Source organism: Streptomyces sp. NPDC060028 (assembly GCF_042736725.1).
In the GTDB taxonomy this organism is placed as follows: domain Bacteria; phylum Actinomycetota; class Actinomycetes; order Streptomycetales; family Streptomycetaceae; genus Streptomyces.
This window is the reverse complement of record NZ_JBHWVJ010000082.1, coordinates 1-25,691: the sequence shown is the minus strand read 5'-3', so window position 1 is coordinate 25,691 and position 25,691 is coordinate 1. Positions and strand designations below refer to the sequence as shown.

Annotated in this window: 21 protein-coding genes, 1 tRNA gene and 3 pseudogenes; 13 read left to right on the top strand and 12 right to left on the bottom strand. The window is 70.2% G+C overall.

Annotation, left to right across the window (positions count from 1 at the left end; all coding sequences use genetic code 11):
* Window positions 1–22: 22 nt before the first annotated feature.
* A complete protein-coding gene (locus tag ACFWBF_RS30130; RefSeq protein WP_385607434.1) occupies window positions 23–2,077 on the bottom strand; it encodes a DHA2 family efflux MFS transporter permease subunit in 2,055 nt (684 codons plus the stop codon).
* Window positions 2,078–2,840: 763 nt separating this feature from the next.
* On the opposite strand from ACFWBF_RS30130, the gene ACFWBF_RS30125 reads away from it, so the two are divergent.
* Together ACFWBF_RS30125 and ACFWBF_RS30120 are read left to right on the top strand one after the other, a co-directional pair.
* The gene (locus tag ACFWBF_RS30125; RefSeq protein ID WP_385607433.1) at window positions 2,841–3,434 is read left to right on the top strand and encodes a peptidoglycan-binding protein; all 594 of its coding nucleotides are present in this window, start codon (window positions 2,841–2,843) and stop codon (window positions 3,432–3,434) included.
* 132 nt (window positions 3,435–3,566) lie between these two features.
* On the top strand, window positions 3,567–4,244 hold the full coding sequence (locus ACFWBF_RS30120) for an HAD-IA family hydrolase (RefSeq protein ID WP_385607431.1): 678 nt from the start codon (window positions 3,567–3,569) through the stop codon (window positions 4,242–4,244).
* A 159-nt stretch (window positions 4,245–4,403) separates the two neighbouring features.
* Here ACFWBF_RS30120 and ACFWBF_RS30115 read toward each other — a convergent pair.
* Window positions 4,404–4,618: pseudogene (locus ACFWBF_RS30115) on the bottom strand (hypothetical protein); the annotation flags it as partial.
* Window positions 4,619–5,134: 516 nt separating this feature from the next.
* Here ACFWBF_RS30115 and ACFWBF_RS30110 point away from each other — a divergent pair.
* The 4 genes from ACFWBF_RS30110 to ACFWBF_RS30095 all read left to right on the top strand — a co-directional run bounded on the left by ACFWBF_RS30110 (window position 5,135) and on the right by ACFWBF_RS30095 (window position 9,033).
* Window positions 5,135–5,749: an HNH endonuclease family protein gene (locus ACFWBF_RS30110; protein ID WP_385607430.1), complete on the top strand. Its 615-nt coding sequence runs from the start codon at window positions 5,135–5,137 to the stop codon at window positions 5,747–5,749.
* A gap of 110 nt (window positions 5,750–5,859) precedes the next feature.
* A complete protein-coding gene (locus tag ACFWBF_RS30105; protein WP_385607428.1) occupies window positions 5,860–7,521 on the top strand; it encodes an alkaline phosphatase D family protein in 1,662 nt (553 codons plus the stop codon).
* Window positions 7,522–7,673: 152 nt separating this feature from the next.
* Complete coding sequence (locus ACFWBF_RS30100; RefSeq protein ID WP_385607426.1) at window positions 7,674–8,312, top strand: DedA family protein; 639 nt, start codon at window positions 7,674–7,676, stop codon at window positions 8,310–8,312.
* 178 nt (window positions 8,313–8,490) lie between these two features.
* The gene (locus ACFWBF_RS30095) at window positions 8,491–9,033 is read left to right on the top strand and encodes a hypothetical protein (protein WP_385607424.1); all 543 of its coding nucleotides are present in this window, start codon (window positions 8,491–8,493) and stop codon (window positions 9,031–9,033) included.
* A 17-nt stretch (window positions 9,034–9,050) separates the two neighbouring features.
* Here ACFWBF_RS30095 and ACFWBF_RS30090 read toward each other — a convergent pair whose 3' ends face one another.
* From ACFWBF_RS30090 to ACFWBF_RS30075, 4 genes are all read right to left on the bottom strand, one after another.
* The gene (locus tag ACFWBF_RS30090; protein WP_385231540.1) at window positions 9,051–9,281 is read right to left on the bottom strand and encodes a DUF2277 domain-containing protein; all 231 of its coding nucleotides are present in this window, start codon (window positions 9,279–9,281) and stop codon (window positions 9,051–9,053) included.
* 15 nt (window positions 9,282–9,296) lie between these two features.
* A complete protein-coding gene (locus tag ACFWBF_RS30085) occupies window positions 9,297–9,896 on the bottom strand; it encodes a hypothetical protein (protein WP_385607422.1) in 600 nt (199 codons plus the stop codon).
* Between the two features lie 318 nt (window positions 9,897–10,214).
* A complete protein-coding gene (locus ACFWBF_RS30080) occupies window positions 10,215–10,403 on the bottom strand; it encodes a hypothetical protein (RefSeq protein WP_385607448.1) in 189 nt (62 codons plus the stop codon).
* 319 nt (window positions 10,404–10,722) lie between these two features.
* Window positions 10,723–13,695 (bottom strand): NACHT domain-containing protein, encoded by a 2,973-nt coding sequence (locus tag ACFWBF_RS30075; RefSeq protein ID WP_385607421.1) that lies wholly within the window; start codon window positions 13,693–13,695, stop codon window positions 10,723–10,725.
* Between the two features lie 263 nt (window positions 13,696–13,958).
* On the opposite strand from ACFWBF_RS30075, the gene ACFWBF_RS30070 reads away from it, so the two are divergent.
* The 3 genes and pseudogenes from ACFWBF_RS30070 (at window position 13,959) to ACFWBF_RS30060 (ending at window position 15,386) form a co-directional block, all read left to right on the top strand.
* The gene (locus ACFWBF_RS30070; RefSeq protein ID WP_385607419.1) at window positions 13,959–14,111 is read left to right on the top strand and encodes a hypothetical protein; all 153 of its coding nucleotides are present in this window, start codon (window positions 13,959–13,961) and stop codon (window positions 14,109–14,111) included.
* Window positions 14,108–14,230: pseudogene (locus ACFWBF_RS30065) on the top strand (DUF2637 domain-containing protein); the annotation flags it as partial. The gene ACFWBF_RS30070 and the pseudogene ACFWBF_RS30065, both read left to right, overlap by 4 nt.
* A gap of 8 nt (window positions 14,231–14,238) precedes the next feature.
* Window positions 14,239–15,386: pseudogene (locus ACFWBF_RS30060) on the top strand (tyrosine-type recombinase/integrase).
* A gap of 59 nt (window positions 15,387–15,445) precedes the next feature.
* On the opposite strand, the gene ACFWBF_RS30055 reads toward ACFWBF_RS30060, so the two are convergent.
* Window positions 15,446–15,520: transfer RNA gene (locus tag ACFWBF_RS30055), tRNA-Val, on the bottom strand.
* 105 nt (window positions 15,521–15,625) lie between these two features.
* On the opposite strand from ACFWBF_RS30055, the gene ACFWBF_RS30050 reads away from it, so the two are divergent.
* The 3 genes from ACFWBF_RS30050 to ACFWBF_RS30040 all read left to right on the top strand — a co-directional run bounded on the left by ACFWBF_RS30050 (window position 15,626) and on the right by ACFWBF_RS30040 (window position 18,569).
* The gene (locus ACFWBF_RS30050) at window positions 15,626–16,870 is read left to right on the top strand and encodes a hypothetical protein (RefSeq protein WP_385607417.1); all 1,245 of its coding nucleotides are present in this window, start codon (window positions 15,626–15,628) and stop codon (window positions 16,868–16,870) included.
* Between the two features lie 896 nt (window positions 16,871–17,766).
* The gene (locus ACFWBF_RS30045; protein WP_385607415.1) at window positions 17,767–18,327 is read left to right on the top strand and encodes a DUF4383 domain-containing protein; all 561 of its coding nucleotides are present in this window, start codon (window positions 17,767–17,769) and stop codon (window positions 18,325–18,327) included.
* Between the two features lie 17 nt (window positions 18,328–18,344).
* Window positions 18,345–18,569, top strand: a complete 225-nt coding sequence (locus tag ACFWBF_RS30040; protein ID WP_385607413.1) for a zinc ribbon domain-containing protein — start codon at window positions 18,345–18,347, stop codon at window positions 18,567–18,569.
* A gap of 90 nt (window positions 18,570–18,659) precedes the next feature.
* Here the strand turns inward: ACFWBF_RS30040 and ACFWBF_RS30035 are convergent, their stop codons facing one another.
* The 4 genes from ACFWBF_RS30035 to ACFWBF_RS30020 are packed head-to-tail and all read right to left on the bottom strand — an operon-like array spanning window position 18,660 to window position 23,843.
* Entirely contained in the window at window positions 18,660–19,322 is a 663-nt protein-coding gene (locus ACFWBF_RS30035) for an O-methyltransferase (RefSeq protein ID WP_385607411.1), read from the bottom strand.
* Entirely contained in the window at window positions 19,319–20,140 is an 822-nt protein-coding gene (locus ACFWBF_RS30030) for an HAD family hydrolase (protein ID WP_385607409.1), read from the bottom strand. Before ACFWBF_RS30030 ends, ACFWBF_RS30035 begins: the two co-directional genes overlap by 4 nt.
* On the bottom strand, window positions 20,137–22,668 hold the full coding sequence (locus tag ACFWBF_RS30025) for a phosphoribosyltransferase (RefSeq protein WP_385607407.1): 2,532 nt from the start codon (window positions 22,666–22,668) through the stop codon (window positions 20,137–20,139). Before ACFWBF_RS30025 ends, ACFWBF_RS30030 begins: the two co-directional genes overlap by 4 nt.
* 8 nt (window positions 22,669–22,676) lie before the next feature.
* Entirely contained in the window at window positions 22,677–23,843 is a 1,167-nt protein-coding gene (locus tag ACFWBF_RS30020; RefSeq protein ID WP_385607405.1) for an HpcH/HpaI aldolase/citrate lyase family protein, read from the bottom strand.
* 194 nt (window positions 23,844–24,037) lie between these two features.
* On the opposite strand from ACFWBF_RS30020, the gene ACFWBF_RS30015 reads away from it, so the two are divergent.
* A complete protein-coding gene (locus tag ACFWBF_RS30015) occupies window positions 24,038–24,790 on the top strand; it encodes a TerD family protein (protein ID WP_385607446.1) in 753 nt (250 codons plus the stop codon).
* 79 nt (window positions 24,791–24,869) lie between these two features.
* Here ACFWBF_RS30015 and ACFWBF_RS30010 read toward each other — a convergent pair whose 3' ends face one another.
* On the bottom strand, window positions 24,870–25,610 hold the full coding sequence (locus ACFWBF_RS30010; protein ID WP_385607403.1) for a Tellurium resistance: 741 nt from the start codon (window positions 25,608–25,610) through the stop codon (window positions 24,870–24,872).
* Between the last annotated feature and the right edge of the window lie 81 nt (window positions 25,611–25,691).

Here is a 25,691-nt window from a genome sequence, read left to right as displayed (position 1 = left end):
GTCGGGGCCGAGCGGGGCGGGGTCAGCGGATCGAGTGGTCCCGGCGCGCCATGGCGTCGTAGGGCTCCTCGGAGTCGGATCCGCACAGCTCCCGGTTGATCTCCGCAACCAGTTTGGTCAGGTCGGTCGGCCGGTCCGGGCCCCACCAGTCGCCGAGCAGCTCGGCCAGCGACTCCTCCCGGGCGGCGGACAGCTTCACGGCGCTCTGGCGGCCCTTGTCGGTCAGGACCAGCGCGAGCCCGTCGCGTACGGCGAGCCCGCGCTCCTCGATCTGACGGGCGGCGTCCGTGATGGCCCTCAGCGGCACGATGGTGCGGTCGGCGAGGACCGCGGGTTCGGCGGAGCCGTATTTGTTGATCCGCAGCACCAGCCAGCTGGCGGCGGGCAGCAGGTCAAAGCCCGCCCTCTCGGTGATCTTCTCGTAGACGTGGCGGCGGCCCTGGAGGGTGCCGAGTACCGACAGGGCGCGGGCCACCTCGTCGTGGGATGAGCGGTGGACGGGATTGGAGGCCAGGGTCTCGGTCACGTCAGGGGCGGTGACCGAGCCGCGGAGCTTGTCCTCCTTGAGGAACCAGGCCACCACGAAGGCCACGAGGACCACGGGGACGGCATAGAGGAAGACGTCGGTGATGGAGGTGGCGTAGGCGTCGAGCACGCGGGGGCGCAGTTCGGCGGGGAGTTCGGCGATGGCCCGCGGGTCGGCTTCCAGCCGCGCCGCGTCCACGCCGGGCGGCAGCGGGACACCGGCGAGGGAGGCGACCAGTTTGCCGTCGAGCCGGTTGGTGAAGACCGTGCCGAAGATGGCGACGCCGAAGGAGGCGCCGATGGAGCGGAAGAAGGTGGCGCCGGAGGTTGCGACGCCGAGGTCCGCGTAACTGACCGCGTTCTGCACCACCAGGACGAGTACCTGCATCACCAGGCCGAGGCCGGCTCCGAAGACGAAGAAGTACGCGCTCATCTCGAAGGTGGAGCTGGTGCGGTGGAGCTGGTGCAGGAGCAGCAGGCCGATCGCGGTCACGCCCGTGCCCGCGATCGGGAAGACCTTCCACCGCCCGGTGCGGCTGACGATCTGGCCGGAACCGGTGGAGGTGATGAGCATGCCGAGCACCATCGGCAGCATGTGCACGCCGGACATGGTCGGTGAGACGCCCTGCACCACTTGGAGGAAGGTCGGGAGGTAGACCATCGCCCCGAACATCGCGAAGCCGACGACGAAACTGATCACGGAGCAGAGGGTGAAGGTGCGGATGCGGAACAGCTTGAGCGGCAGCACCGGTTCCGCGGCCCGCTGCTCGATGAGGAGGAAGGCGACCAGCAGCACCGCGCCGAGCACGGCCAGCCCGATGATCTCGGGCGAGCTCCAGCCCCAGGTGCCGCCGAGGGAGGCGACCAGCACCAGACAGGTGGCGACGGAGGCGATGAGGAGGGTGCCGAGGTAGTCGATGGTGTGCTTCTCGGAGCGCACCGGGATGTGCAGCGAGGACGCGATGACGACAAGCGCGACGAGGCCGATGGGGAGGTTGATGTAGAAGACCCAGCGCCATGACAGCTGGTCCACGAACAGCCCGCCCAGCAGCGGACCCAGCACGCTGGTCGCTCCGAAGACGGCGCCGAAGAGGCCCTGGTACTTGCCGCGCTCGCGCGGCGGGACGATGTCGCCGACGATCGCCATCGACAGCACGATCAGACCGCCGCCGCCGAGGCCCTGCAGGGCGCGGTATCCGATGAGCTGCGGCATGTTCTGCGCCAGCCCGCACAGTGCGGATCCGATCAGGAAGAGCACGATGGCGTACTGGTACAGCTTCTTGCGCCCGTACTGGTCGCCGAGCTTGCCCCACAGCGGGGTCGCGGCGGTCGAGGCGAGCATGTAGGCGGTGACGACCCAGGAGAGGTGCGCCATCCCTCCCAGGTCGCTGACGATCGTCGGCAGCGCGGTCGAGACGATCGTCTGGTCGAGCGCGGCGATCAGCAGCCCCAGCAACAGGGCGCCGATGGAGACGAGCACCTCGCGGCTCGCGTGCTCTGCGGTAGGGCCGGACCTCTGCGGGCCGGGCTCCGTGGTCACGTCCTGCGCCATCGGCTCCTCCTCAGGGCCGCATCAACAATCTCCATCCTGAGTGGTGTGTCCGGTTATGGCCTCTCGGGCGGGTTGGGCAGCCCTGCGCGGGTCTGCATAATGCCTGGCAGTGGCCAGGGAGGGAGGGGTTCCAGTGAGCGCTGAACGCTGTCCGGAATGCAATGCCGTGGGTGCCGCGTGCCGGTGTGCGCCGAGCGCGGGGTTCGAGCCCTTGCGCGTCCGGCCGTATGTGACCCTGCCCGACCCCGGCCAGGCGGACGCCCCGCCCCCCTCCCCACAGCCGGTACGCGGCGTGGTGTCCCAGACGCCGATCCCGCAGGCGCAGGTCCCGCGGGAGCAGACACGGCCGGAGCAGATCTGGCCACCCCAGGCCCCGCCGACGCACGTCCCGCAGGCGCAGGTCCCGCAAACACAGGTCTCCCCGACGCAGGACCGGCCAGCGCAGGTCCCGCCGGCGCAGGTCCCGCAGGCGCAGGCACGGCCGGAGGAGATTTGGCCGACCCAGGCCCCGCCGACGCACGTCCCGCCGGCCCAGGACCGGCCAGTGCAGGTCCCGCCGGCACAGGTCCCGCCGACGCAGGACCGGCCAGCGCAAGTCCCGCCGACGCAGGACCGGCCAGCGCAGGTCCCGCCGGAGCACGACACCCCGGCGTACGGGATGCCCGTGGTCCCGCCGCCTGGGTCTCGGGAGGAGCCGCCGGCGTACCCGGGACCCCCGGCGCACCCGGCGCCCCCGGCGCCCTCGGCGGGGCCCGACGAGACGATGCAGCTCCGCGCCGTCCCGGCCGGGGCCGCACCGCCGCGGGGGCCCCGGCGGCGTATCGCGCCGATCCTGGTCGGCGCGCTCGCGGTGGCCGCCCTGGGTACGGGCGTGGCGATGGCGCTGCTGCCCGGTTCCGACGAGCCCGCCACCGCCCTCCCCGACGCGAAGCCCTCGGTTCCGGTGGCGAGCGCGCCGGGTGCGTCCACCCCGGCGCCGCCGAGCCCGTCGCCGTCGCGGTCCCCCTCCCCCAGCGCGTCCGCTTCCGCGTCCCGCTCCCCTTCCCCCTCGCCGTCCCCGAGCGCGTCCCGTACGTCGGCGCCCCCCTCGCCGAGCCCGTCGCCCACTCCCAGCCGCTCCGTGAGCCCGCCGCCCCCGCCGGCGCAGGCCCCGACCCTGAAGTACGGGGACTCGGGCCCGGAAGTGGAGAAGCTCCAGCGTCTGCTGGCGGCCAAGCGCCTGTACCGCGGCAGGATCGACGGCAAGTACGGCGACCGCGTGGAGGAGGCCGTCTCCACCTTCCAATGGGACAACAACATCGACAAGGACCCTTGGGGCGTCTACGGCCCCGCCACCCGGGCGGCACTGGAGGGATGAGTCACACCTCCAGGGATGGCGCGAAGGGCCCGGAGTTTTGTATCGTGCAGGAACAAAGTGGTTCCGTCCTCACTCCCTGACCGGTGGACGGAACCACTTGTTCTCTTCTCCCGCCTCGTCTGGAGTCCGCCGATGCCGGCCAGCACCACCGCCCCTGTCGTCCTGACCGCCAAGGCCCTGCTCCTGGACATGGACGGCACGATCGTCAACTCCGACGCGGTGGTCGAACGCTGCTGGCGCGACTGGGCCGTCTCGCACGGCCTGGATCCGGAAGAGGCCCTCAAGGTGGTCCACGGCCGCCAGGGCTACGCCACCATGGCCATCCTGCTCCCGGACCGCCCGATGGAGCGGAACCGCGCCGAGAACGCGGTGCTGCTCGCCCGCGAGACCGCCGACACCGAAGGCGTGGTGCCGGTCGGCGGCGCCCCCGAGTTCATGGCCTCCCTCGCCGCCCTGCCGCACGCCCTGGTCACCTCCGCCGACACGGCCCTGGCGACGGCCCGGATGACCGCCGCGGCCCTGCCGATGCCCGAGGTCCGCGTCACCGCGGAATCCGTCCAGGACAGCAAGCCCCACCCCGAGGGCTTCCTGAAGGGCGCCGCCGCCCTCGGCGTGGATCCGGCCGATTGCATCGTCTTCGAGGACTCCGCCGCCGGCATAGAGGCCGGCCGCGCCGCGGGCATGCGCGTCATCGGCGTCGGCCCCCGTGCCGCCGCCCACGCCCCCACGGCCCACGTGCCCGACCTGACGTCCGTCGGCGTCACCGCCGCCGCGGACGGCTCGATCCACCTCACGCTCCGCACGGCCTGACCCCGACCGGGCAGGCCCGCACCCCGGGTACGCGAAGGCTCCCCGCCCCGGGTCAGGGCGGGGAGCCTTCGCGTACCCCGCCGCCACCCCGCCACCCCGCCACCGCACCCCTGCGAAGATCAGCCGGTGATCGCCTCGTACAGGGGGAAACGCGGCTCCACCGAACTCGGCCACGAGGATCAGCACGAAGCCGGCGCCCGAGACCTTCCAGAACGACCGGTCGGCGGGCGCCTTCACCTCCTCCTCCCCCTCGCCCTTCTTCAGGAGCAACGCCGCCACACCCGCGAGGAACATGACACCGACGACGGCCTGTCGGGGAGTTCGGCGAGGAAGACAACGCCGAAGGCGATCGCCGTAACGGTGAAGCTGAACACTGGGGTGAACCTCGATCGGCCGGGCAGGACGCCATCGGTACCGAGAGACCTGGGGTGTGTCAGGCGTCGCTTCGGCTCGGTGCGGCGCCCCGGGTGCGTAAACGCGGACAGGACACTGCAGCCGAAGGCCTCGCCGGCCGGGGTTACCCGGCAGTATGTCGACGGTCCGGCGAAGAGCCGCTCCCCTACTGCTCCCCAAGGGGTACGGGACGCCCCCGCCCGGCGAAATGAGCCTTTGCCCCAACCCTGGGGTCACCTCACGCGGCTCCCACCCACCCCCAGGCACTCAGGCCTCACCCGGAGTCACAAGTTCCGCTTAATTCCGGGGCGTTACAGACCTCGCCATGACATGCCCATGTCTTCACACTGTCACCTGGCGCCCATCCCCGCGAAACCCGGCGCCGCCAGCATGGCCACGCCCCCACCGGCGGGGCCGCACGGACCCACCCCCACTTCCAGGGAGCCCCGATGTCCCCCACCTTCCGCACGTCAGGCGTCTACGCGCGTCGACTTGGCATGCTCACGGCAGCAGTCGCGCTCGCCTCCCTCACCACCCTCGTCAGCGCGCCCGGCGCCGCCGCCGCCCCGCCCGCCCCCATCAGCGCCGCGGCCGCCCGCTCGTACCTCGCCGGCGTCACGCCCAAGACGGAGGGCTCCACCAGCGGCTACAGCCGCGACCTGTTCCCGCACTGGAGCACCGTCTCCGGCGCCTGCAACACCCGCGAGACCGTCCTCAAGCGGGACGGCGTGAACGTCGTCCAGGACTCCGCCTGCGCCGCCGTCAGCGGAAGCTGGTACTCCGAGTACGACGGCGCCACGTGGACCGCCGCCTCCGACCTCGACATCGACCACGTCGTCCCGCTCGCCGAGGCCTGGCGCTCCGGGGCCAACTCCTGGACCACGGCCAAGCGCCAGCAGTTCGCCAACGACCTCACGCGCCCCCAGCTCATCGCCGTCACGGACAACGTCAACCAGGCCAAGGGCGACCTCGACCCCGGCAAGTGGCTGCCGTCGCGCACCGCCTACCGCTGCACCTACGCCCGCATGTGGGTCAACGTGAAGCAGTACTGGGGCCTGAGCATGGACTCCGGCGAGAAGACGGCCCTGGTCAACATCCTCAACGCCTGCTGACAGCCCAGGAGCCGACCTCTGGCCAGGGATCTTTCCCCCGCCAGGGGGAGGCCGAGCTCCCCCTCCCCGTCGTAACGTGATCGAAGGGACAACGGAGGAGGGGGAGTTGCATGGCCGGACTGCGCTTGGGACCACTGCTGCGCTACGTCGACTGGGACACGGGCGGCTCCGCCACCATATGGGTCGAGGCGGACCGCCCGTGCACGGCCGAGGTGCGCTGCGCCGACGGCGCCGGCGGCAGCGTGCGCACGTTCCAGATCGCCGGGCACCACTACGCCCTGGTGCCGGTGACGGGCCTGACCCCGGGCGGCACCACGGCCTACGAGGTGCTGCTCGACGGCGTCCGCGTCTGGCCGCTGCCCGACGATCCATTCCCGCCGAGCACGATCACCACCCCCGCCGTCACCGGCCGCACCGCCGGCCCCGGCCCCGGCCTCCGCGTCACCTTCGGCTCCTGCCGCCAGGCCGCCCCGCCCGCAGACGGGCGCGGTCCGCACGGCCCGGACGCGCTCGACACCCTGGCGGCGCGGCTGGCGGCCGACCCGCAGGCGGTCCGGCCCGATGTCCTGCTGCTGCTCGGCGACCAGGTGTACGCCGACCACCTGTCCCGGGAGACCCGGCAATGGCTCGCGGCCCGGCGGGACCTGCGCGAGGCCCCCGGCGCCCAGGTCGCGGACTACGAGGAGTACACCCGGCTCTACTACGAGTCCTGGCTCGACCCCGAGATCCGATGGCTGCTGTCGACCGTCCCGAGCCTGCAGATATTCGATGACCACGACGTCGTGGACGACTGGAACACCAGCGCGGCCTGGGTGGCGCAGATGCGCGCCACCGCCTGGTGGCAGGAGCGGGTGCTCAGCGGGCTGATGTCGTACTGGGTGTACCAGCACCTGGGCAATCTCTCCCCCGCCGAGCTGGCGGCCGACCCGCTGTACGGAGCGGTGCGCGAAGCCCCCGACGGCACCGACACGCTACGGGCCTTCGCCGCCGCGGCGGACGCCGATCCGGCCACGGCCCGCTGGAGCTACCGCCGTGACTTCGGCCGGTACCGGCTGCTCATGGTGGACACCCGGGCCGCCCGGGTACTGGCCGAGGACGGCCGGGCGATGCTCGACCCGGCGGAACACCAGTGGCTCCGGGACAACGCGCTGGAGGGGCACGGCGGTTATGACCACCTGCTGATCGGGGCCTCGCTGCCGTGGCTGATGCCGCCGCTGATACACGACGCGGAGGTGTGGAATGCCGCGTTGTGCCGCGGCGAGCGGGGGCCTCGGTGGGCGCGGATCGGGGAGGACCTTCGCCGGCGCAGCGATCTGGAGCACTGGGCGGCGTTCCCGGCCTCGTTCGCGGCGCTCAGCGATCTGATCGAGGAGGTGAGCACGGGCCCGCGGGCGCCGGCGACGGTGTGCGTGCTGTCGGGGGACGTCCACCACGCGTATGTGGCCGAGCCCCGAATACCCAGTACGGCCCGGGTGTTCCAGCTGACGTGCTCGCCGGTGCACAACTCCATCCACACCGCGGTGAAGTGGGGCTTCCGGCTGGGCTGGTCACGGCTGGGCCGGTGGCTGGGGCGCGGGTTCTCCGGGCACGGGCGGACGGGGCGCCCGCCGCTGAGCTGGCGGCGTACGGGCGGGCCGTGGTTCGGCAACCAGTTGATGACGCTCGCGCTGTCCGGGCGGACGGCCCGGCTCCGGCTCGACCAGGCACACCAGCAGCGCCAGGGCGCCCGGCTGGTGCAGGTACTCGACCGGGACCTCACCGGTGCGGAGTGAGTGGACACACCGCGGGCCCCTGAGCGACCCCGGGCGTCCGGCGCGCGGACACCGGGCGTACTCTGTATGGCTGTCAAGCCGCCCCTGCCGCTCCCCGCGACGCTGCGGCGCTTCACTGCCGAAGCACGTCAACCGGACTGGGGAGTCCCGCTTTGCTTGAGACTCTGGGGTCTCTGACCTCGAGCCCATGGATCTACGCCTTGGTGGCGCTGTCCGTCGTGCTCGACGTCTTCCTGCCGGTGCTGCCGAGCGGCGTTTTGGTGATCACCGCCGCGGCCGCGGCCGCCGCCGCGGGGGCGGCCGGACCGGCGGCGAGCCAGGTGGTGCCGGCGCAGGTGCCGGACATCCTGGCGCTGCTCGTGACGGCCGTCACCGCCTCGGTGCTGGGCGACATGGCCGCGTACCGGCTGGCCCGGCGGGGCGGGGCCCGCCTCGACCGCGCCATCGCCCGATCCCGCCGGCTGACCCGCGCGCACGAACGCCTCGCCGCCGCCCTGTCCCGCGGCGGCGGCGCCCTGGTGGTGATCGCCCGCTTCGCCCCGGCCGGCCGCTCGGTGGTCTCCCTGGGCGCGGGGCGGATGCAGCGCAAGGTCAAGGAGTTCCTGCCCTGGTCGGTCCTGGCGGGCTCGGCCTGGGCGGGCTACAGCGTGTCCCTCGGCTATTTCGGCACCCAGTGGCTCGGCACCACCTGGCTGGGCACCGCAGTCTCCCTGATCGCCCTTTTCGCCGCGGGCTCCCTGGCGGCTTTTCTCATCCGCCGCCCCCTCCCTGGCCCCACCCCGGCGACGTAACGCGGCCGACGGCGCGGCACCCCGGGGTCGACCCAAGGGGGCCCGAATACCCCGGGCGGAGCAGTGGGTCACCCGTTCACCCGGCAGCGATCGCCGCGGCGGGGCCGGGCTCCTAGCGTCCAGAGCACGGTGCGCATCCGAATCCGCGCCGCGTCGAGGAGCCCGAGGAGTTCTCTCCATGCCCGCCACACCGAACCGCACGCACCGCACGCACCGCACGCACCGCCTGACCCACCCGACCCTCCTGCCCCGGCTGCTGGCGGTCGCCGCGGCGACCCTCGCCGTCGCCGCCACCGCTCCCGCCACACTGGCCCACGCCGCCCCGTCCGCCACCGTCTCCCCCAGCACCGTCGCCGCCGGCGAGCGGGTCAGCCTCAACATCACCGGCTGCGGCACCAAGACCGGCAAGGCCTCCTCGCGCGCCTTCGGCGACGTATGGCTGACCCCGGGGAACTTGGAGGCCACCAACCTCTACGGCGCCGCGACCACCCTCCGCACCATCAGCGCGGGCTCATACCCCGTCACCTTCGAGTGCGGCGGCACCGGGGGCCAGCGCGTCACCGTGTCCCTGAACATCAGCCCGGGCGCCGCCCGCGGCGGCCTCGGCGGCAGCGCCGGCTCCATGAGCCCGGGTCAGATCGCCATGGGCGGCGCCCTCGTCGCGGGCGGACTCGGCGCCGGCGTGTGGTTCCTGCGCCGCCGCTCGGGACGCCTCACCTGAGGGTCCCGTCCGGGCGGTCAGCCGGCCGGAACGGCCTGCTGCCCCCGCACGTGCACGCCGTCCAGCAGCGCGGCCGTCGCCTCGGCAATGGCGTCGACGGCGGCCTCGAACACTTCCCGGTTGTGGGCGGCGGGCGCCCGGAACCCGGACACCTTGCGTACGTACTGCAGCGCGGCCGCCCGGATCTCCTCCTCGGTGGCCTTCTCGGGGATGGCGGGCGGGCGCAGGGTCTTAATGGAACGGCACATACCCCTACTATCCCGCTACTGCGGCAGCTCGGCCCCGGAGAGTTTCATGATCAAACCGGCTTGCAGCCGCGCCCGCATCCCCTGATCGGCAACCTCGTCCAGCAGCAGGATCGCCTGCTGCATCGTCTCGGCGGCCCGCCGGTCCTCCCGCAGCGAGGCGGTCTGATCGGCCATGTGCCCGAGCGCGAGGTCGGCCCGCCGGTGAAACAGCTGCCCGATCACGGTCACCACGAGCCCCACCGAACTGGTCACGACCCCCAGGTACAGCTCTCCACTGCTCTCGGCCTTCCACACCGCGATCCCGATCCCGGCCAGCAGGATCGCCGCCCCGGCCCCGGCGAACCACTGGCTGGTCGCGAAACTCGTCCGCGCCTGCGTCAGCCCGTACGCGTAGTACTCGACGAGGAGCGGCGTGAAGTCGTCCCGCCGGTCACCGAGCTCCGCCGACGACGGCGAAATCCCCCCGACGTCCGAGAACTTCGGATCCCCCGGCTCCCCAGCGCCCCGCGCCCCCCGCCCGACCCCCGCGAGCAACCGCTCCCGCTCCGCGTCCCGCCGCCGGTCAAACCGCACCCGCGCGACCCTCTCCAGCACCACCAACACCGCGACCACCACCGCAGCCGCCCCACCCCAAGCGAGCCCCTCACCCATCCCCCGACCATCCCACGCCCGACCAGGACCACAGAAGCCCCCCGTGAGCACTCCTTGCACGGCGCCGGAACCGCCAGAAACAGTAAGGGCGCACAGGAACACGCTCGCTCCGTGGGGGCGGCTGTGTGCCCCTTGAGCTCCCGGGGAGCCTGAGCTCGGGTACCCGCGGTCAACAGCACCCCCTACCGAGCCCTGTACAACAGGGCGTTCGGGCACGTCTGGGGCGGATTCTGCTGATCCTCGTGGTTCCCGTCGCAACGAGGCACGCAGGACCACGACCATTCAGCACTTCAGTGCCCTGCACCGCTCGCGAAGAGCAGTGATCTTCGCGGGGTCACCAGCACCGTTCAACTCAACAGGGAGATCGTCGGGGCAGTGCTCGTACTGGTCGCCCCACCATCGCCGGCCCTTGTTGCCCCAGATCCGATATCCCCCGGGCCCGCCTCTGGCCACGCACCGCCTTCTCCCCACGCCGAGCCATCGCCACACCGCATCAGCAGCGTCTCTCCACCCGCCCGTTTCCGGTGCTTCGGTCGCCTCGCGTACGTGCAGTTGTGGATGCAAAAGGCCCCCCGCCATGATCGGCAGGGGGCCTTTGTACTGGCGGGCGCGGACGGTTTCGAACCACCAACATCTGCTTTGTAAGCTCGCCCAGCCGTCCCTGAAACTGTGCGCTACGTAGCGAGCCCAGGGCAGAGGCGGCACGTTCCGTCCGTCGACACTCTTTGGTGTGCGGCGACGTTGCCGTGAGGCCGGCGGATACCAAACACCGTCGGTCGGCTGTCAATAGTCATCCTTGACAAGCGACAGCTGGCTCGCCTACATCCGCTCTTCCTACGGTAGTGACCGTACCGTCAATCCACTTCGCAATGAAACTTTTTGTCTCGTCGGCCAGCTCCAACGCACGCAGTGTGGCCTTGGCGGACTGTCGAGCATCGGGATGCTGCCGAGCGAATGCCCACTTCCGGAGGATTTGATAAACCATTCCACCGGTAGGCCAAGGTCCCGCCTCTGCAGGGGGCGGGCCTTCCCCAAAGTCCCCTTCAGCTAGAGGTAGCAGAAACAGGATCGCACCATCCCGCTGCTTCCCCCGCCTATTATGCACCGGCCCGTTACAAAAACGCAGTACCGGAACCGCAATTTCCGATTCAATACAGTGGGCTGGAACCCACGGGGTGTCCCTCGCAGGGAGAATATCAGCCAGACTACTAAAACAGTCGGAAGCGCCAGCGGAGATCCGCTCGAATCGTGCGCCAACCCATGCCTCATCACGGAAGTTTGCAAGTAGCACAAAGGACGCCGTGGCATTTGACCAATAAGTCTGATCGATCCGCCACAAATCATCCATCCCATAAGTATCCAGCAAATAACTCACAGGCAATTCGCCCATGGTGACACGCCTGTGGGCGGCCCAGTAGATCCGGTCTTGATGCTTCTCCACCTCTGGATTTAGCGCCTCTACTAGCTCTTGGACGAACGCGTGCCAGTGAGTCCGATGATGGGGCGAAGTGGAGTGGAGATCTGTCGACTCCAAGAGGGCAGGAAGGGAAAGCGAAAGAAGCAGAGGGCGATCGTCTCCCGGAGCTCCAGCCACGCTCTCCAGGAGCACTTCCTTAAGATACCTCGAGACCGTTGACAGATTTTCTGGCCCTGCATCCATCAGGAAGGTGATGGGCTGGTAGGCATGGAGCGGGGCGTTAGAAAACTCTGGGGATCCCAACGCTTCGACACACAGTTCGGTAGCGATTCGACACACGTCCTGAATAATCACGGGACGAGGAACAACAAAAGCAAGGGATCTGGCAACAAAGGAGACGAGATTATGCCTCGCCTTTATTCCCTCGGTGTCTTGAATCGATTTCAATGTAAGCACAAGGAAATCATCCGAACCGTCATCAACATTGTACCCAAGAACTTGAAGTGCCAGTTGCGCTACCACTTCCCACTCAGCACGAAGGATCCGCGGATGGAGTTTATCGAAGAGACCTTCGGCCGTAGAATGCGTGCGAACCAACTGGTTAGCAGCAAAATACTCAAGGAACGTTCGGTGGGTGAACCCATACAGGTTCTGCTGCTCGTTTGATCCCATGTCAGTCAGAACCCAGGCGCGCCCAGTGCAAAAATCTACGAACTGGTTTGCCGCATCTTCTGCCTCCGCCTCGTCCTCGAACCGGCGGTCGGTCAAGAAGCGCGTCATGAAATGAACCAGACGGTCGCGCGATAGCCCATTCTGCGCCCCCGGGTTGCTATACATGTGTAGAGCTAGCGCATTTAGAGCTTGCCTGACATGCGCGTCAAACGGGAGTGGAATAACGATCCCTCGCTGCTTATCCCAACGCTCAAAGAGCAGTTCTGCACATTTCTTGTATACGTCTGGCCGATTCGAGGGGATGTAGTGCTCAGACGCATAAATGCCGCACATTAGCGACAGCATCAACGGATTCCTACGCAAGTCCGAAACGAAGTTACTTTCACGCAAGAAAGATTTTGCAATTTCCGCCCTACGCCCGCGGTCGATTGACTCATCAAGCGCAAACCAATTATCGGCATAGTTCTTCACCTGGTCTTCTTCCAGGTCCGCCAAGTTGACTGCAGTAAACAGGATCTCGTCGAGTGGCGCCTCGTCATACCCGACACGACGAGAGGTTACGAGTACAGGAGTCGCCGGGTACCTGTAGACAAATGACTCGACAAACTCGACAACCTTCCGTCGAAGCGACGTATCAGTCAGTTCATCCAAGCCATCGAAAACTACGAAGGCTCGACCATTGTCCAACAAGTACTCAATGGCGCCTTCAGGGGGAGTGACATTATGCGGATACTTGCAAATGGATTCCAAAAACTCGACCATGGTGTCGCTGCTAGCCTTGAAGGCCTCAACATAATCTCGAAGAATGAATAGCAGCGGTACTTGTGCAGCAGTACCCGGGAATGCAGACCTCGAAATATCGTATGCCAGCTTGAGCGAAAGAGTCGATTTACCGCCACCCGGATCCCCAAGAATCACGGTGCGGTGCGACTTCGAGATTACGTCGTCCAGGGTCAGAGTTGGAGACATAGGAGCGTGGTCTGATCCCCTGGTACGCAAACGGGGCTCGACAAAAAGCTTGCCGTATGGAACCTTGCGATTAATTCCCGCGTGAGGAAGTCGCATTGTCCCGTAAAGGTTCTTCACCTGCTCTCGAAGCTGACGCTCGAAAGTGAGATAGACAGAAAGAGTCTTGAGGTCTCCAAGCCTTTCCTTTGCTCGCTCATCTGCCTGAGAAAAACACGAGGCAACTTTCAGCATTGATGCTCGAGTCTCTGCAGTCATGCCCGCTACTGCTTGCACCTTCGGCGCGGACTCAAGGACCTTCTCCTTTATGGCCCCCCATACGGCACTAGCGATTTCGTCGCAATTTTGCCCGGATGGAACATGAAGGCGAATCAGGTCACTAAGCCGCTCAAAGGTGGCTTCGAGCTCCTTCTCGTCCTTCTTGGCAGTAGAGCCTGCGAACACCTGCGTGGCCATCGATAGTGCGATGGCTTCAAAATCGGGGGATTCTAGGAACTCTGCAAGTTCGCGTGCCGCCTCTGGCCCCATAAACGGCATGGCGGCATCGCGCGTGCCTTCCGCCAACGCCTTTCGCGTTTTCCTGTTACGCAACCGCGTAGAAACGTACGTTATGGGGGCAGTGGCAATTTTCGCGGCTACACTGCCAGCGGCCCGGCCAGCCGCAGGCATGCAAGCCTTCATGATCGCGATTTCTGCTCCACTAAGCACGGAGTCCCCCGGGTGCGTAATTTAGAGTGCCGCGCAAGTCACACGCAGTAGTTGCGGACAAAATAGCACTCGCCTCGCCCCATCTGGAGGGGTTTCAGAAAATGGAGCGCAGACCAAGGGCGCTAGGTTGTCCTGCTAAGCAGCCGATGTGCGAGCGAGGCGGCTGGTGAAGCCAGCAGCGCACAGGTGTCATAGGCGGCCAAGACCTCGTCAGGTACCGGGAGGGTGTCCATGAACCCCTTCGCGGGATAGAGCAACAGACGTTGAAGAGCGCCAACCAGCATGTTCAGAACGGTGGCCGCACCCGCGTCCTGAAGGCCGAGACCAACTACTTTGGCGCACTCGTGAAGCTGATCGGCCACGCCACGATCCCCACCGCCGACGAGGAGCGTTCTCGAGCGGAGGCCGCGTCATGAACCGTGTTCAGATCCGTTCATCCGAGCGGGCCCTGTCGGTCGGGACGTGGCTGATCGTCGGCGGAGCGATGCTCTACTCCGTCCTCACCGTCACCCCGCTCATGGCCGCCCACACCCCCGCCGCCTGATGGCACGCAAGAAGAATCCGAACGGCGCCGGCAGCATCTGGCAGCGATCGGACGGTCGTTACGAGGCACGGGTCTACGTGCCGCAGCCCGACGGAACCCGGGCCCGGAAGACCGTGTACGGCAAGACCTGGGAGGAGTGCGACACCAAGCGGCAGGAGCTGGTTCTCCGGGACCGGCAGGGCGTACCGACGCCCACCAAGTCGGCACGGCTCTCCGAGTGGTTGCCGCACTGGCTGGAGGAGTTCGTGAGGGGCGAGCGGAAGAAGACGACGTACGCGAAGTACGAGACGCACGTGCGGCGATACCTCATCCCTCACATCGGATCCAAGCGGCTCGAAACCCTCGCGGTGACGGACGTCCGCCGGATGCTCGCCGCCGTGACCACCCAGGCGTCGGCCGCCACCGCAAAGAGTCGCATCGCGTTCTGCGCAGTGCCATCTCGCGGCCTGCAGGGAGGAACTCATCAGCAGGAACGTCGTCCAGCTCGTGCCGGCGCTCCGGGTGCAGCCGCGGGAGCTCCAGCCGTGGAACCTCGACCAGACAGTGGCCTTTCTGGAGGCCGCGCGGCCGGACCCGTTGTACGCGGCCTTCGTCGTGGCCGTGACGCTGGGGCTGCGGCGCGGGGAGATCCTGGGGCTGCGCTGGCAGGACATCGACCTGGAGCGCCGGACCCTGACCGTGCGGAACCAGATCCAGCGGGTGCAGAAAGAGCTGTACGCGGACTCGACTAAGAACCGCCGGACCCGGGTCATCCCGATCCCGCTGATGTGCGTGGCCCCGCTTCGGTGGCAGCGGCAGCGTCTCCGGCAGTTCGCGCAGCGGGAGGCCGCCGGCGCGGCCTGGGATGAGAGCGACTACGTGTTCACGACCCGGTCCGGCCGCCCCGTCGACGCGGAACATCAGCCGGTCGTTCGAGCGGATCGCGGGCGGGGCGGGACTCCCTCGGGTGCGCCTGCACGACGCCCGACACGGGTGCGCCACGCTGCTCTTAGCCGCGGGGGTGCCGGCGCGGGTGGTCATGGCGATCCTCGGCCACTCGCAGATCGCCGTCACGATGAACATCTACACGCACGTGTCGGAGGAGACGCGGCGGAAGACAATCGGGCACATGGACCGGATGCTGCGACGGCGGGGCCCGAAGGGCTGATTGCCGTCAAGAACTACCGTCAAAGGCCCCCAACCATGATCGGTTGGGGGCCTTTGTGCTGGTGGGCGCGGACGGTTTCGAACCGCCGACATCTGCTTTGTAAGAGCAGCGCTCTACCCCTGAGCTACGCACCCGTGGATGAGTGGACAGCCTACATGGCGGGCACACCCCCCACGCAAACCCGTTCCCGTAGGGGAGAATGGAGCGGGGCATGGCGGACGCGGTACGGGAGAGGGATTGTGACGACGGCATCCCGGCGGTGGTTCGGCGGGCGGGACGAGAGTCGGCGGGCGGATGCGCAGGCGGCGAAGGATGCCGCCGCGGCCGCGTTCTACGAGCTGGACAGCGCGCAGCGGGAGCTGCGGATCTCGGTGGAGACCATCGCCGCGGCGGACGGGTCGCCCGCCGCGCGGCAGGCGGGCGCCGGGTTCACCGCGCTCGGGCAGCGCATCGACCAGGTCAGCCAGGTGTACATCGAGGCCGTGGACGCGCACGACCTGGACCGGCCCGAGCTGGACGGCGCCGTCGCGGCGCGGGCGCGGGAGGAGCTGACCCGGGCGCGCGAGGAGCTCGTACGGGTCAAGGCGGAGCTGGACCGGTTCGCGCAGGGGCTGCAGCCGCTGCTGGACAAGGCCGAGACGCAGTTGGCCCGGGTGGCGCCGGCCCGGGAGCGGGCCAGGGCCGCGCTGCTGGCGGCGAGCACGGCGCTGGACGACGTACGCGGCAAGGGGATGCGGGCCGACGACCTGGCCGCGCGGCTGGCGGCGCTCGGGCCGGAGCTGACCAAGCTGAACCAGGGGGCCGCGCAGCACGGCGTGCAGGAGACCGTGCAGCGGGCCGACCGGATCCTGCGGGACGCGGAGGCGATACGGGCCGAGGCCGCGCGGCTGCCCGAGCGGGCCGCGGAGATCGACAGGCGGCTGGTGAGCCTGCGGACCCGGGCGCAGGCCCTGCGCAATCGTGCGGACCGGGTGGATCCGGTGCTGAGCGAGCTGCGCCGGCGGTTCAGTGCGGCGTGCTGGCAGGACCTCCAGCAGGTGCCTGACCAGGCGGTACGGGATGTGGCGCAGGCCGAGGAGCGGCTGAAGGAGGCCTCCCGGGCGCGGGACGAGCAGCGCTGGGCCGATGTGGCGGCGCTGGTCGAGGCGGTCCGGACGGCGCTGGACGCGACCGACGACGCGGTGTCGGCGGCGCAGGACCGGCTGACGCGGCTGGAGGCGGTGGCGCGGGATCCGCAGGCGGAGGTGCAGCGGACGCGGTTCGCGATCCGGGACGCGCAGCGGCTGGCGATGGAGGGCCGCACGGTGCCGGAGCCGCGGTACGCGCGGCCGCTGGACGAGGCGGTGGCGCGGGTGGAGCGTGCGCTGGCCGCGCTGGAGGGGCGGCACCCCGACTACTGGGCGTTCCTCCAGGAGATGGAGGAAGTCCGGGTGGCGGTGGGCCGGGTCGTGGCGGACATGCGGGGCCGACGCGCCGGCGGCTGAGGCACGGGCGGTGACGCGCGCCGGCGGGGTGAGGCACGGGCGGTGAGGCGCCGGAAGGTCGGGCACGGGGCACGGGCCGGTGACGCGCCAGCGGGTGAGGCGCGAGCGGGTGACGCCCCGACGGGTCAGGCACGGGCGGGTCAGGCCCCCGTCGGGTCAGGCGCGGGCGGGTAACGCGCCAGCGGGTGAGGCGCCGTCGGGTGAGGCACCGGCGGGTGAGGCACCGGCGGGTCAGGCGCGGGCGGGTGACGCGCTGGCGGGGTGAGGTGAGGCACGGGCGGTGAGGCGCCAAGAGGTCAGGCACCGGCGGGTGACGCGCGAGCGGGTGAGGCACAGGCGGGTCAGGTGCGGGCGGGTCAGGCACAGGCGGGCCGCTGGTTCAGGCACGGGGGGCGGGTGACGCGCCGACGGGTGAGGCACGGGCAGGTAACGCACCCGCCGGGTAAGGCACAGGCGGGTGAGGCACGGGCGGGTCAGGCGCCCGCCGGGTCAGGCACAGGCGGGTAACGCGCCAGCGGGTGAGGCACAGGCAGGTAACGCGCCAGCGGGTGTGGCACGGGCCGGTCTCACGCGCCGGCGGGTCACGCACCGGCGCGTCCGGCGCGGGGCGTCCGGCGCGGCGCGTCCGGCGCGGGACGCCGCCGCTCGTCGGAGTTGTCCGGGGCTGGGCATCGGCGGATGCTGGAAGGGCCAGGAACGGAGCAGAGGAGGGCGGTATGGCTGCCCACACTTCCCACGGGCCTCGTGCGTCCCGCGTACCCGAGGCGCCCCCTGTGCCGCATGAGTCTTACGGGGCTCACGCGCTCTACGGGTGTCACCAGCCCCATGAGTCCTACGCGCCGTACATACCCCATGAGCCCTATGCGTCCTCCCACGCACCACAGGACTCCCCCGGGATGCTGCGCCGCCTCCTGCGGCCCGTCAATGCCCGCCTCGACGAGCACCTGCCCGCCGATCACAAGCTCAGCAAGGTCTACCGGGTCGGCGCCGGCCTGACCGGGCTGCTGTTGGTCGTCTTCGGGATCCTGGGGCTCATCGACCGGATCGGTTTCTTCGACACCGGCGGCGACACGGTGCTCGCCCTGAACACCAACGGCGCGCTGAGTGTGCTGTCGATCTGTATCGGGGGCCTGCTGTTCGTCGGGATGGTGATCGGGGGCAGCTTCGCCTCGACCCTCAACATCGTGCTGGGCCTGCTGTTCATCGCGAGCGGGTTCTTGAACCTCGCGCTGCTGGACACGGGCATGAACTTCCTGGCCTTCCACATCCCGAACGTGCTGTTCAGCTTTGTGGTGGGTGTGATGCTGATGTGGTTCGGGATGTACGGGCGGGTGGGCAGCGCCCTGCCGCACGACAACCCGTACTGGCGCGCCCGCCACCCCGATCAGGCGGCCCACGAGCAGCGGCCACCCCTGCACCGGCACCCCGCCGCGGGGATTGACGATCCCGGGGCCTGACTGCGTAGCCTGGCCGCATGCCTCGCTACGAATACCGCTGCCGGACCTGCGACGACACCTTCGAGGTCAGCCGTCCCATGGCCGAGTCCTCCGCGCCCGCCGACTGCCCCTCCGGGCACGCCGACACCGTCAAGCTGCTCTCCGCCGTCGCCGTGGGCGGCACCAGCAACGCCCCCGCACCCGCCATGCGCACGGCCGGAGGCGGCGGCGGGGGCTGCTGCGGCGGAGGCGGCTGCGGCTGAGTCGGCCACGGCGCAGGCGGCCGGCCGCAGCCGAGATGGCTGCGGCCCGGTCAGCCGCAGCCGTAGCCCCAGCCGCAGCCCCAGCCGGCCCTACGCGCGCTTGCGCGAGAGCGTCAGGCCGTCCGAGATCGCCAGCAGCACGGATTCCATGCGGGTGTCCGCCACGACGTGGTCGTTGAAGGCGCGGACGACCGCCCCCGCGCCCGTGGTCGACTCGTCCAGCACCGTGCCGTGGAAGAGCGTGTTGTCCGTGACGATCAGGCCGCCCGGACGCAGCCGCGGCACGAGCTCTTCCCAGTACGCGATCTGGCTCTCCTTGTCCGCGTCCACATAGGCCATGTCGATGTGCGGCTCGACCGGCAGCGCGCGCAGCGTGTCCAGGGCCGGGGCGATCCGCAGGTCGATGCGGTCCGCGACGCCCGCCGCCTCCCAGGCCTCGCGGCCGAAGGCCGTCCACTCCTCGGAGACGTCGCACGCGATCAGCGTCCCGCCGGGCGGCAGGGCCTGGGCCATCGACAGCGTGGAGAAGCCGGTGAAGGTGCCCACCTCCACGATGTGGCGGGCGCCCGTCAGGCGGACCAGGAAGGCCAGCAGCGGCCCCTGCTCCTGCGCGGACTGCATTCCGGCGGCGTCCGGGAACTTCTCGTACGTCGTCGCCACCAGCCCCCGCTGGACCGCGTCCAGCGGGGGGTTGTGCGCGAGCATGTAGGCGTAGAGCTCGTCCGTGATCTTGGTGCTGTTGCCCTTGGTCATGCGCTCAGTCTCGCAACCGCCTGTCCGAATTCGCGCACCATCTCCTCGCCCGCCAGCACGCCGGTCGCGGCGAGCGCCGTCACCGTCGGCGCCGTCCAGCCCGCGTCGGCCAGTTCGCCGTGGCCCGGCCGCCACCCGGCGTCCGCCGCCAGCAGCAGGTCCGCGTCCAGCAGCGAGTCGCCGGCGGCCAGCGTGGCCGTGGCCCCGGTCCGGCGGGCCACCTCGCGCATCGCCGCGCTCTTGGTCAGCGGCTGCGGGACGGCATAGATCTTCCGCCCCTGGAGCGACACCGACCAGCCGCGCGCGCCCGCCCACTCCACCAGGCCCTTGAGCCATTCGTCGGGCACCAGCGCCCGCTCGACGACCAGGTACGTGAACAGGTCCTCCGCCACCCGCGCCTTGCGCAGCCACACCGGGTCCGCCGTCGCCAGCAGGTGCCCGTGCACCTCCTCCAGCGGCGCGCACTCCCGCGCGAGGCGCGCCGCGACCTCGCGCCGCCAGTCCTTGTCCGCCACCCCGTCCACCAGCAGTTGGCCGCCGTTGGCGCAGATCGCGTACCGAGCCGGGCGCCCGGGGAAGCGGATCCGCTGGTACTGCTTGCGCGTACGGGTGGTGGTCGGGACGAAGACCACCCGGGGATCGGCGGTCAGCTCGGCCAGCAGCCCGGCCGCCGTCTCCGTCATGTACGAGAGCGGCTTGCTCTCGTGGACCTCGACGCACAGCAGCCGCGGGGCCTGCGGGTCGGGCATGGTCAGGCCGAGCGCGGCCGCCGAGTAGATGAGCGTGCGGTCGAGATCACTGGCTACCAGGACAGTCACTTGGAGGCCACAGCCTTTCCGTCGGCGCCGGTGGCGCCGCGTGTGAAGTGGGGGTGGATGAGTCCGACGCAGGTGTAGGGCAGCCCGTCCACCTCCTCCACCGGTACTCCCCGCTGCTCCGCGAGGAGTCGTACGTGGTCCAGGTCGGCTCCGGCGCCGCGCTGGGCGAGGATCTTCCACGGGACGCGGCGCAGCAGCACCCGGGTGGTCTCGCCGACTCCCGGCTTGACCAGGTTCACGTCGTGGATGCCGTACTCCTCGCTGATGCGCTCGACCGCCGCCCAGCCCACCCAGGTCGGGGTGCGGTCCGCCGCGAGCAGCTCCTTGACCTCGTCCGCGACGGCGTCGGCCACCTCGTCGAAGCGGGCGGCGACGGTGTCGACGAAGTCGACGGAGACATCGGCCCCGGCGAGCTCGCGGTAGAACTTCGCACCGTGGAAGTCGGCGGGACCGACCAGGTCCGACCTCAGCACCGTACGCGAGACGAGCCCGGAGACGGTGGAATTGAGACAGGCGGAGGGGATCAGGAAGTCCTCGCGGGTGCCGTAGGTCTCCACGCACGAGCCGGGGTCGGCGAGGACCACGATCTCCGGGTTGAAGCCCTCGAACTCCGCCAGGGCCTCGCGCAGTTCCCGTGTGATGGCGCCCTTGCCCGTCCAGCCGTCCACGAAGACGATGTCGGCCGGATCGTGGTGGTCGGCCAGCCAGCGCAGCGCGTTGGCGTCGATGCCCCGGCCGCGCACGATGGAGACGGCGTAGTGCGGCAGGTCCAGGCCGTGCCGGGCGCGGGCCCAGCGGCGCATCAGCACACCGACCGGGGTCCCGGCGCGGGCCAGGGAAACCAGCACGGGGGACGGCGACCGCTCGGCCAGCACGGTCTCGGTGACGGTGCCGACGGCGCGGGCGATCCGGGCGGCGGAGGCGGTCAGCGCGCTCTGGTAGAGCTCCTGGTACCGGGGGGACGGCTGGTACTCGACGGGCAGCGACTCGGCGTAGTGCGCGCCGCCGGCCTGTATCGCCTCCTCGCGCTCCTCGGTGGGGGCCTCCAGCTCGACGTCGGAGAAGTCCTGGAGCAGCCAGCCGACGTCCTCGGGGGCGTACGAGGAGAAGGCGGGGCCGCGCAGGGGCTCGGTCATGATCGGCTCCAGCCGGTCGGGGACGTCGGGTACGTCGTGTACGTCGTGTACGTCGTGTACGTCGGGCACGTAGGCGGGTATGACGACCGGCAGCACCCGGCCGGTGTACGGGGCGAGGGCGGCGAGCAGCCCCGTACGCAGCTCGGGGGTGTCCCCGGCCGAGTCGACCACGGCGACGACGGTGTCGAAGCCGGCGCCCGCCGTGCTGTGGACGTTGTAGGCGTACCGGTCGCCGGGGCCGTCGGCCGGGGCGTCGTGGGCGGGGAAGACGAGGCGGGTGCGGATGGCGTAGCCGGGGTCGTCGACCGCGAGCACCGGCGAGCGGGTGGTGGTGGAGAAGCGGACCTCGGCGGCCGTGCCGGACTCCTCCAGGGCCTTGGCGAGGCGCAGCGGTGCGTACATCAGCTCCTCGTTGCCGAGTACGAGGACGCGGCCGGGTTCCGCGCCGAGCGCGGCCCCGAGCTGCCGGGCCAGGTGCGGCAGGGCCGCCTCCAGCCGTGCGCGGTGCGCGGGGGTGAAGCCGTGCCGGCCCCCGTCGGGGACTCCGGCGGGCCAGTCGAGCGCGAGGGGCGTGGTCGGCTGCGGGCCGGCTTGCGGGGCTCCGCTCGCGAAGGCGGAGGCGGGCGCGGCAGGGCCCTGGGCCTCGTACCGCGCGACCAGGGCCTGGCCCTTGGCCAGGACGCCCTCCGGGAGGGAGACCGTGCCGGAGGCGAGGGCGACGAGGTCCACCCGCGCGCCCAGTTCGGCGGCGAAGGCGGTGAGGCGTGCGCGGTCCGACGGGGAGCGCATGTCGACGAGCGCGACGACCACGTAGTGCCCGCGCGGGTGGCGGGCGTGCAGGTCACGGATGGTGTTCAGGACCGTGTTGCCGGTAGAGAACTCGTCGTCCACCAGGACCAGCGGGCCGCTGCCGGCCAGCAGCTTCGGGTCCTCGGGCAGCAGCAGGTGCGAGGTGGCGTGCGAGTGGGCCTCCTCGAAGCCGCCCGCGGGCGCCACGCCCGGGACCGGGCGGCGGGTGGAGTGCAGGTACGGGGCGACCCCGAGGCCGTCGGCGACGCAGTGGCCGAGCCCGGTCGCGGTCTCGGCGTACCCGAGGACCACCGCCGAGGCGGCCGCTGCGTCGCCGAGCAGGGCCCGGACCCGCTCCCCGAGCCCGTACCCGGCGGCGTACACGACCGCCGGGGACTGCGGGACGTGCTTGCCGAGCACCTGCGAGACCAGCAGGTGCGCCCGCTTGGGGTTGCGCCGCAGCGCCAGTCCGAGCAGCTCGTCGAGCCGTGGCCCGCCCGGCTCGGGGCCCTCCTGAAGGCTCACGCCCAGTCGGTCCGCGACCCAGGTTCCCGACCACACCTCGTCGATCGTCTTGCCCTTCCTCGTCGTAACCCTCGTCACCGGCCCGCTCACACCTGGAGCCCGGCCGTGAGGAGGTCGACGAAGCCGACCTCCTCCTTCGCCACTCCGAAGACCTCGGCGCGGAGCATGGTGCGCTCGGCCCAGGCCCGGTGGGGCTTCACCTCGTTCATCTTGTTCGTGTAGGCGGAGCGCATCACTCCGCCGCCGCCGCGCTCGGGGCGCAGGATGTCCTGGGCGTCGCTGAACTCCTCGTGGGAGACCACCGACAGCGCGTGGACGGGGGTGACGTGGGCGGGGTGGATGCAGGTCTTGCCCAGCAGTCCGTTGGCCCGGTCGAGTTCGATCTCGCGCAGCAGCCCGTCCAGGTCGTGCTCGATCAGCGCGGTGCGCAGCTCTTCCACGCCCTCCTCCAGGAAGGGGCTGCGGCGCAGTTGGGGCTTGAAGAGGCGCTGCTGGCTGCGGAAGTACTCCCACACCGGTCCGGTGACGGTGAAGCCGGTGCCGTCGGCGCGGCTGAGCACGTTGACCACGTCGGCGATCACCCCCGCGACGATCTGGACGTCGTACGCGGTCATGTCGGGGGTGCGGCGCAGTCCGTACGCCGAGCAGAAGTCGGTCACGCCGAGCCGCAGGGCCAGGACCCGCTCGCGGTACTTGTTGACCGTGCGGGAGATGCCGGCGAGGGCTTCGACGCGGGTCTCCAGGTGCAGGAGCTCCGGGGTCTCCAGGACGGGCATCGCGTACAGGCGGGGCCGGCCGTTCTCCGCTTCGGCCTGGGCCACGGCGTCGAGGAAGGCGATTCCGCGGCTTTCGGTGAATTTGGGGAGTACGAATCCGGCCAACCGCGACGCGGAGCCGCCGAGGCGGCGCACGAGGTCGGGTATCTGCTCGGGCGTGCGGACGCGGATGAAGAGGAGCGGCAGCTCCGAGGGGTCCTCGTCGAGGGCGGCGAACTGCCGCACGAGATTGTCCTCACCGCCCGCCACCTCGGCGTCGCTGATGGAATCCTCCAGGCAGAGGACCATGGAGACGACTCCGCGGGAGGCCTGCTTGCGGATGTCACCGGCGAGGTTGGGCCGGGTGGCGGGGCTGTAGAGCGTGGCTCCCAGCGCCGCCGCGAGGGTGCGGGCGGGCGAGGCGGCGGTGAACTCGGCCGGCTCCTGGTGGAAGAGATCCTTGCGGACGGTGGGCGATATGTGCCCGAAGTGACGCATGTACTTCCCCCGTACTGCCTCGGCGGCCCAACTGGCGTGGCCGGTAATAGTACGTACGAATGAGATTCAAGAGTTCCCCAAGCACATGACATCCAGGTAACCCTCTTGCACCATGCCCAGGTCTTCCGTTCTGAACAAGGCCCTACGGGGGGCCGCATTGTCCCGGTCGTGCCCGGGAGGGCAGGATGACCGGCATGACGCACGCGATGCAGAAGGGCTCGAACATCCCGGTGGCCCCCGTGGCCGTCCGGGCGGTGCTGCGCTGGACCGGCGGCGGCGAGGTTCCCGACGTGGACGCGTCCGCGCTGCTCGTGGGCCCCGACGGGCGGGTGCGGTCGGACGAGGACTTCGTCTTCTACAACCAGCCCCGGCACCCCTCCGGAGCCGTCTGGCGGCTCGGCAAGAAACAGCTCGGCGACTCGATCACCGACGCCGTCCAGGCGGACCTGCGCGCCGTCACGCCGGCCGTCGACCGGATCCTCGTCGTCGCCTCCGCCGAGGACGTGCCCTTCCAGCGCGTCCATGACCTGCGGATCCTGCTGTACGACGCCACCGCCGCCGGCGGCTCCGAGCCGCTGGCCTACTTCGACGTACGGCCCGAGACCGGCGCCGAGACGGCGCTGATCTGTGGAGAGCTGTACCGCCGGGGCGAGGGGTGGAAGTTCCGCGCGCTGGGCGAGGGCTACTCGAACGGGCTGGTGGGGCTGGCGACCGACCACGGGATCTCCGTGGACGAGAGCGCCCCCGAGGCCTCGGCGTCGGCCCCCGGGCCCACCGCCGAGCAGACCGCCGCGATGCGGCCGCCCGCCCCGCACACGCAGGCGCCGCCGGCCGCGCAGCCCGCGTACGGGTACCCGCAGCCGGTGTCGCCGGTTCCGCTTCCGGGTCCCGGCGGCGAGCAGGCCTTCCGGCTGCCGGCGCAGGGCCCGCAGTTCATCCGCCGCTGACCGCGGCCGCCGCGGGGGCCGGGGCGCCCGGCCCCGGCCCTGCCCGGGCCCCGCGCCCCGGGCCCCGGGCGCCCCGGCGTCAGGCCTTGGTCTTGTAGCCCCGCCCCCACTGCAGGCCCCACCCGTACAGCCGGTCCAGCTCGGCCTGGAACCCGTACACGAACTTCACCTCGCGCCGCACGATCAGCTCGCCCTTGACGTGCTCCAGGGAGACCACCGCGCAGGAGCGGGCCTGCGGGTGCCGCTCCTCCAGCGGGATCTCGATCCGCGGTCCGGTGATCGGGTAGAGGGTCACCAGGGCGTGCGTCCGGTCGAAGGCCGGGGTCTGGTCGTAGATGTAGACGAAGACCAGCAGCCGCTTGATCTCGTCGGCGTGGTCGAGGTTGACGAAGACCGTCTCGCCGGAGGGCGCCCCGAACCGGTCGTCGCCGCTGAGCTTCACGTACGGCGGGCCGTTGATGTCCCCGTGGAGGTTGCCCAGCGGCTGGACGACACCGCGGGTGCCGTCGGTCAGCTCGTAGAGGCAGCCGATGTCGAGGTCGACATTGACCATGCCCTGAGTGTGCGCCTGCACCATGTCGGGCTTGAACAGCTTGAACGGATGTCGGAAGAGCTGGCCGCTCTGGCCGACGCTGCGGCCTCCGATGTCCGAGGTGCGCATGCGCCAGGAGAGGTTGACGCGCAGATTGCCGTGCACCGCCCCCTGTTTGGTGAGCGACACCGTCGGATGGCGTTTGGTCAGCTCGATCGCGTTCGACGAGGCGCTGCCCGACTGGAACTGCGTGGCGCGCGCGCCCCTGAGCCCGTCGAAGAAACCCATGCCCCAACCCCCCAGGTCGGTCCCGTGCACCGGATGTGCCGCGGACGTGCGACGGGGCGGCCGCGCGGTCCTGTGGATCCG